General features: G+C 51.8%; 7 protein-coding genes. 2 read left to right on the top strand and 5 right to left on the bottom strand.

The features are described from left to right. Positions 1-144 precede the first annotated feature (144 nt). Both RTY00_RS17145 and RTY00_RS17140 read left to right on the top strand, forming a co-directional pair. On the top strand, positions 145-825 hold the full coding sequence (locus tag RTY00_RS17145) for a response regulator transcription factor (protein WP_008107810.1): 681 nt from the start codon (positions 145-147) through the stop codon (positions 823-825). Then, positions 822-2183 carry an ATP-binding protein gene (locus RTY00_RS17140; protein ID WP_312665239.1) on the top strand — a complete coding sequence of 454 codons (1362 nt, stop codon included), beginning with the start codon at positions 822-824 and terminating at the stop codon, positions 2181-2183. Before RTY00_RS17145 ends, RTY00_RS17140 begins: the two co-directional genes overlap by 4 nt. Before the next feature lie 113 nt (positions 2184-2296). Here the strand turns inward: RTY00_RS17140 and crr are convergent, their stop codons facing one another. From crr to RTY00_RS17115, 5 genes are all read right to left on the bottom strand, one after another. Then, on the bottom strand, positions 2297-2800 hold the full coding sequence (gene crr, locus RTY00_RS17135; protein WP_008107804.1) for a PTS glucose transporter subunit IIA: 504 nt from the start codon (positions 2798-2800) through the stop codon (positions 2297-2299). A 41-nt stretch (positions 2801-2841) separates the two neighbouring features. Further along, a complete protein-coding gene (gene ptsI, locus RTY00_RS17130; protein ID WP_008107802.1) occupies positions 2842-4569 on the bottom strand; it encodes a phosphoenolpyruvate-protein phosphotransferase PtsI in 1728 nt (575 codons plus the stop codon). Positions 4570-4726: 157 nt separating this feature from the next. Then, the gene (gene ptsH, locus RTY00_RS17125; RefSeq protein ID WP_008107792.1) at positions 4727-4984 is read right to left on the bottom strand and encodes a phosphocarrier protein Hpr; all 258 of its coding nucleotides are present in this window, start codon (positions 4982-4984) and stop codon (positions 4727-4729) included. A gap of 388 nt (positions 4985-5372) precedes the next feature. After that, positions 5373-6344: a cysteine synthase A gene (cysK, locus tag RTY00_RS17120; RefSeq protein ID WP_008107790.1), complete on the bottom strand. Its 972-nt coding sequence runs from the start codon at positions 6342-6344 to the stop codon at positions 5373-5375. A gap of 140 nt (positions 6345-6484) precedes the next feature. After that, on the bottom strand, positions 6485-6713 hold a 229-nt coding region (locus RTY00_RS17115; RefSeq protein WP_312665238.1), incomplete at its 5' end, for an EI24 domain-containing protein.

Here is a 6713-nt window from a genome sequence, read left to right as displayed (position 1 = left end):
TACCTTTAAAGTATGACTGGGCCATTTTTGTCTATAGTTCCCCTAATAATCGTCTAGCGTAAGCACTGTAAGGATCGCGTAAAACCGGCTGCGCTCGCGGCGGAGCCAGGACAAAATAGCGGCAATTTTGTACGAGAGATAAAAATGAAAATCCTGCTGGTTGATGATGATGTAGAGCTTGGTACCATGCTGAGCCAATACCTGATTGCGGAAGGCTTTGAAACGCAATTGGTTTTAACCGGAAGCGCCGGTGTTGAAGGTGCGCTGTCGGGTAATTATACCGCGATGATTCTCGACATCATGCTGCCTGATATGAGCGGCATCGATGTGCTGCGTCAGGTGCGCCAGAACAGCCGTTTGCCGGTGATTATGCTGACGGCGAAAGGCGACAACATTGATCGTGTTATCGGACTCGAAATGGGTGCGGATGATTACATGCCGAAACCGTGCTATCCGCGTGAACTGGTGGCCCGTCTGCGCGCCGTGCTGCGTCGCTTTGAAGATCAAACTCCGCTGCCGGATAAGAAAGAGCTACTGCGCTGGGGCGATCTGAGCCTCAATCCCGCGACACGTATCACCGAATGGCAGGGCAAAGCGTTCGACCTGACGGCTTCAGAGTTTAATTTGCTGGATCTGCTGCTGCGTGCGCCGGACCGCGTGGTGTCGAAAGATGAGCTGTCGGAAAAAGGCCTTGGCCGTCCGCGCGAAGCATACGATCGCAGCGTTGATGTGCATATCAGCAACATCCGTCAAAAGCTGGCTGCGTTAACCGCCGACAGCGTCAATATTGAAACTGTGCGCAGTATTGGTTATCGCATTCGATGAAACACAGCTATCGCGGCCGCATGTTCTGGAAGATTTTGCTGGGCTTCTGGATTGTGTTTGTCATCATCAGCCAGCTGTTGTGGCTGGGCTTTACGCTCTCCGGTAATCGACATGAGCCGCCCGAGATTGTCGCGATTCGCCGTATTGTTAATCTGCAGATGGCTTCCGCCGTCTCAGTGCTGGAACGCGGCGGGCTGAGCTCGCTGGATGACATGATGGCGGACTGGGAGCCGAACGATCGTCAGTTCTTCTCCGTCATTCAGCACGATAAACCCGTTACCACGCCGGGCGATGCGCCACCAGAAACCTTTAGCGCTCCGTTTCATGGGCCTTTTCCCAATGTGATTGTGCGTTGGGTGAAAGGGCAGGATGGTAAACAGTACGAGTTGCGTTATGACGTTAAAGGCCTGCGTGAAGATAGCTCAATGGGCGGCGGCGGACCGCGTCGCATCCTGAATATCCCAGAACCGATGTTTACTTTCGCCGGCGCGCTGGGGCTGCTGTTTAGCCTGCTGCTGGCGTGGAACCTGACGCGGCCGATGCGGCAGCTGCGGGAGGGCTTTGCGCGTGTCTCCAGCGGTGATTTGTCGGTGCGGCTCTATCCGGTGATGCGTAAACGTCATGATGAGCTGTCAAACGTTGCGCAGGATTTTGATGCGATGGTAGAGCGCCTCGATACGCTGGTGAAAGCGCGTGAGGAGCTGCTGCATGATATCTCCCACGAACTGCGTTCACCGCTGGCACGCTTGCAGCTGGCGACCGGCTTAGCACGTCAGACGCCAGAATCCGTCGAATCCTCACTCAATCGCATTGATGAGGAGGCCCGACGCCTCGACAAGATGATTGGCGAGCTGCTGACGCTTTCGCGTGCTGAGCACGAGAGTATGCCGGGCGAACAGTATTTCGACCTTACCGGCCTGCTGCATGCGGTGGTGACTGATGTGCGCTACGAGGCGCAAATTCCTGGGGTGAAAGTCGATTTTCAGGTTGATGAGAACGCGGATTACACCGTTCACGGCAATGCGGAGCTGATTCGCCGTGGCGTGGAGAATGTGCTGCGTAATGCGCTGCGTTTCTCGCATAAAGGGCAGCACATCAATGTGCGCCTGCAGGCGGAGAATCAGTGGCTGGCGATAAGCGTGCGCGATCAAGGGCCGGGCGTTGACGATGAGAAGCTCTCAAGCATCTTCGATCCTTTTGTCCGCGTGAATTCTCCGCTGATGGGCAAAGGCTACGGCTTGGGGCTATCGATTGTGCGTAAGGTGATTCTGGCGCATCACGGTGAAGTGCAGGCGGTAAATCGCCCGGAAGGGGGGTTGGAGCTGACGTTAAGGTTGCCGCGCTGGAAGCAGGATTGAGGCTTGGTGTGGTCGTCCTGACCGCACCTCGCGCATTCAGAACTCTAATTTTTAAGTAAACAAAAACGGCACCGTTGGGTGCCGTTTTACAATTCTCACAAATCAGCCGAAGCTTACTTCTTGATGCGGATAACCGGAGTCTCGCCCACAGTTACCTGACCGGAGAGTTTGATCAGGTCTTTAATCTCGTCCATGTTCGAGATTACAACCGGCGTCAGCGTGGATTTCGCTTTCTCTTCCAGCAGTGCCAGATCAAACTCGATCACCACGTCGCCTTTCTTAACCTTCTGGCCTTCTTCAGCGATGCGTTTGAAACCTTCACCTTTGAGCTCAACCGTGTCGATACCGAAGTGAACAAACAGTTCGATGCCGTTATCAGACTCGATTGAAAATGCGTGGTTAGTTTCGAAAATCTTGCCGATAGTACCATCAACCGGTGCAACCATTTTGTTGCCGGTTGGTTTGATTGCGATACCGTCACCAACGATTTTCTCAGCGAATACCACATCAGGAACGTCTTCGATATTTACGATTTCGCCTGACAGAGGCGCAACGATATCGATAGTGCCTGACGCGCTCTCTGATTTTTCGCCAAAAAGTTTAGAAAACAAACCCATGATCTTCTCCTAAGCAGTAATTTGAGGCTAGCGTCCGTGGATCAGCAGAGCGTTTTTTCTTTAATGAACTTGTTGACCAAATTCATCAAATCATCCGCTGTTGGTTGATCCAGAGCCTGCTCCGCCAATGCCTTCGCATCTTCGAAATTAGTATTACGAATGATTTTCTTGATGCTTGGGATTGAAATGGCGCTCATGCTGAATTCGTCCAGCCCCATTCCCAGTAACAGTAGTGTAGCACGTTCATCACCAGCCAGCTCACCACACATGCCGGTCCATTTCCCTTCGGCATGTGATGCGTCGATCACTTGCTTAATGAGGCCAAGAACAGACGGCGTCATTGGGTTATAGAGGTGTGAAATCAAATCATTACCACGATCGACCGCCAGAGTATACTGCGTCAGGTCATTTGTCCCAATACTAAAGAAGTCGACTTCTTTCGCCAGATGGCGAGCAATCACTGCGGATGCTGGCGTTTCAACCATGATGCCCACTTCAATGGACTCATCAAAGGATTTGCCTTCTTCACGCAGTTGCGCTTTCAGCAGCTCCAGCTCGCCTTTCAGAATGCGAACTTCTTCTACTGAAATGATCATTGGGAACATGATGCGCAGTTTACCGAAAGAGGAAGCACGCAGAATTGCGCGCAGCTGCGCATGCAGAATCTCTTTGCGGTCCATGGCGATACGAATCGCGCGCCAGCCGAGGAACGGGTTATCTTCTTTTGGCAGGTTCATGTAAGGCAGATCTTTGTCGCCGCCGATGTCCATGGTACGCACGATAACCGCCTGCGAACCCACAGCTTCAGCAACCGCTTTGTATGCCTGGAACTGCTCTTCTTCGGTTGGCAGTGAATCGCGGTCCATAAACAGGAACTCGGTACGATACAGGCCAACACCTTCTGCGCCGTTGCGCTCTGCACCAGCGACATCGCGCACGGTACCGATGTTAGCGCAGACTTCAACCTGATGGCCGTCCAGCGTAATGGCTGGCAGATCTTTCAGTTTCGCCAGTTCATGCTTCTCAGACAGATATTGCGTCTGGATCGCTTTCAGCTCTTCCAGTTCCTGCTCTGAAGGATTGACGTAAATCTTGTTGTTCACGCCATCAATGATCAGGAAATCACCGTTTTTCACGGTGGTGGTCACGTTACCGGTGCCGACAATCGCTGGCAGCTCAAGTGAACGCGCCATGATAGAGGTGTGCGAGGTACGTCCACCAATATCGGTAATAAAGCCCAGCACCTTTTTCAGGTTCAGCTGTGCGGTTTCTGACGGCGTTAAATCTTTCGCCACCAGAATAGATTCTTCAGCAATCGCGCTCAGATCGACGATGTGCAGACCAAGAATGTTCTGCAGCAGACGCTTACCGATGTCACGTACGTCAGCCGCACGCTCTTTCAGGTATTCGTCATCCAGCTCTTCCAGTGCAACGGCCTGGCCTTCAATCACGGTGTGAGCAGCGGCGTCAGCGGTGGCATGGTCTTTTTTGATGAGGTCGATGATTTCCTGCTCAAGCTCTTCGTCTTCGAGCAGCATGATGTGACCTTCAAAGATCGCAGCTTTCTCTTCACCGAAGGTTTCACCGGCTTTAATGCGAATGGCTTCGAGCTGTGAAGCAGCTTTGCTGCGTCCATCGAGGAAGCGCTGAACTTCCTGCTCAACCTGATCGTCAGTAATTTTTTTACGGCTAATGACGATCTCATCTTCCTTCAGCAAAAGTGCGTTGCCGAAAGCGATACCCGGTGATGCTAAAATGCCTGAAATCATAACCCTACCTTTTAATCACGATGGCTCATTGACCCGATGCGTCGCCACTGTCGCGGAGCAGTACTCTAAAGATGCAATAACGCGGACAGGTTGTCCGCGATCAAGATATTTGCACTCAATGGGGCAAAGGGGTCGGTTTAGTTGCGAACTGAGCCGGTTACTCCAGCTCAGCCATCAGCTTGACCAGGTGCTCAACCGCATTCTGCTCGTCTTCACCTTCGGCAGACAACGTAACAACCGTACCTTGCGTCAGACCCAAAGTCTGCAGTTTGAACAGGCTTTTCGCGCTGGCAGATTTGCCATTGGAGGTCACAGTGATTTCTGACTGGAAAGCCTTTGCTTCTTTAACGAACTGGGCTGCAGGACGAGTATGAAGGCCGTTAGGTGCGGTAATGGTAACTTCTTGCTGGAACATTCTATTTCCCCAACTTTATCAGGTTTGGTGTTATGGATCTAAAGTCTAGCCTGGAGCCGTAACTTTAGCCTGTGTAGGTGCGCTGGTATGGCTTTAAGCTCACCACAAAATGCGCTCGAATGAGTACGTCATTAACAGTGACAGATCAAAAACTGCACGAATGCGTCACTCTTCTCATTATGCCGTGATTCGCCGTTTCGCCAAATCAGTAAATCGATTCAGCTTGATCCACTTCAAAGGCAGATTAATTTCAGGCACCGAAATAATTGGAAGCTTAAATACCAGAGCCGCATCACTGAAAGCAATCTGTCTGGTGATAAAAGTGAGATCTGCACCACAAAAAAGCACCCATTCGGGTGCTTTTTTCGTCAGTTTCAGACTTTGAGCATCACTGCTGCAGTTCTTTCTCAGTGAAGAGATCGGCAAACAATGCGGTACTTAAATAGCGTTCGCCGGAGGAGGGCAGAATCACCACGATGTTCTTGTTGGCGAAGGCTTCATCCTCCTGCAACTTCAGCGCAGCAGCAACGGCAGCACCAGAAGAGATACCCGCCAGAATGCCTTCTTCTTCCATCAGCTGACGTGCGGTGCTAATCGCTTCTTCATTGGTAATCGCGATTACGCGGTCAATCAATTTCAGGTCAAGGTTGCCAGGAATGAAGCCGGCACCGATGCCCTGAATTTTATGTGGACCCGGTTTGATCTCTTCGCCCGCCAGTGCCTGAGCGATGACCGGTGAATCGGTTGGCTCAACGGCAACGGTAATCAGCTCTTTCTTGCCTTTGGTGTTCTTGATGTAGCGGCTCACGCCAGTCAGCGTACCGCCGGTGCCGACACCCGCGATGAACACGTCAACTTCACCATCGGTATCTTCCCAGATTTCTGGGCCGGTGGTTTTTTCGTGGATTTCAGGGTTAGCGGGGTTGCTGAACTGCTGCAGCAGCACATATTTATCCGGATCGCTGGCGACAATCTCTTCCGCCTTCGCGATGGCACCTTTCATGCCTTTTGGACCTTCAGTCAGCACCAGGTTAGCACCTAACGCTTTCAGCAGCTTGCGGCGCTCAATTGACATGGTTTCTGGCATGGTCAGCGTCAGCTTGTAACCGCGCGCTGCGGCAACGTAAGCCAACGCAATACCGGTGTTACCGCTGGTTGGTTCCACCAGTTCAACGCCCGGCTTCAAAATACCGCGTTTTTCCGCGTCCCAAATCATATTGGCACCGATACGGCATTTGATGCTGAAGCTCGGGTTGCGCGACTCGACCTTAGCCAGAATGCGGCCGTTACCGATGCGGTTCAGTCGAACCAGCGGCGTATGACCAATTGTCAGAGAGTTGTCTTCATAGATCTTACTCATAGCTCGTCCTTAACTGTATGAAATATTGGGAACCCTCAGAGCATACCTTTTCTAATGATGTGCGGAAGGAAAGAAATCGCATATCTATATAGCGCACAACCATAAGCCTTACGCAAAAATGCATAAGGCAATTTAAAGCTTTAGCGGCGCGCATGTTGTGCATAATAACGATCGACCCACATGGCCGTTGCTCCGCATACCGCCACTGGCAGAATCGCCAGATTGATAATCGGGATCATGGTGAACAGGCTCACCAGCGCACCAAACTGCATATTGGCGCTTTTATGCTGGCGCAGCGCCTGACGCATCTGCTGAAAACTCACTTTGTGGTTATCAAATGGGTAGTCGCAATACTGCACGGACAGCATC

It is taken from the genome of Pantoea sp. CTOTU49201, from assembly GCF_032054795.1.
GTDB classification, from domain to species: Bacteria; Pseudomonadota; Gammaproteobacteria; order Enterobacterales; family Enterobacteriaceae; genus Pantoea; species Pantoea symbiotica.
Note: the sequence above shows the minus strand (reverse complement) of the source record. Positions and strands in the feature narration are given on the sequence as shown.

Coding starts and splice junctions, on each gene's coding strand:
- RTY00_RS17145 (WP_008107810.1), top strand. CDS start 145: ATGAAAATCCTGCTGGTTGATGATGATGTAGAGCTTGGTACCATGCTG.
- RTY00_RS17140 (WP_312665239.1), top strand. CDS start 822: ATGAAACACAGCTATCGCGGCCGCATGTTCTGGAAGATTTTGCTGGGC.
- ptsH (WP_008107792.1), bottom strand. CDS start 4,984: ATGTTCCAGCAAGAAGTTACCATTACCGCACCTAACGGCCTTCATACT.
- ptsI (WP_008107802.1), bottom strand. CDS start 4,569: ATGATTTCAGGCATTTTAGCATCACCGGGTATCGCTTTCGGCAACGCA.
- crr (WP_008107804.1), bottom strand. CDS start 2,800: ATGGGTTTGTTTTCTAAACTTTTTGGCGAAAAATCAGAGAGCGCGTCA.
- cysK (WP_008107790.1), bottom strand. CDS start 6,344: ATGAGTAAGATCTATGAAGACAACTCTCTGACAATTGGTCATACGCCG.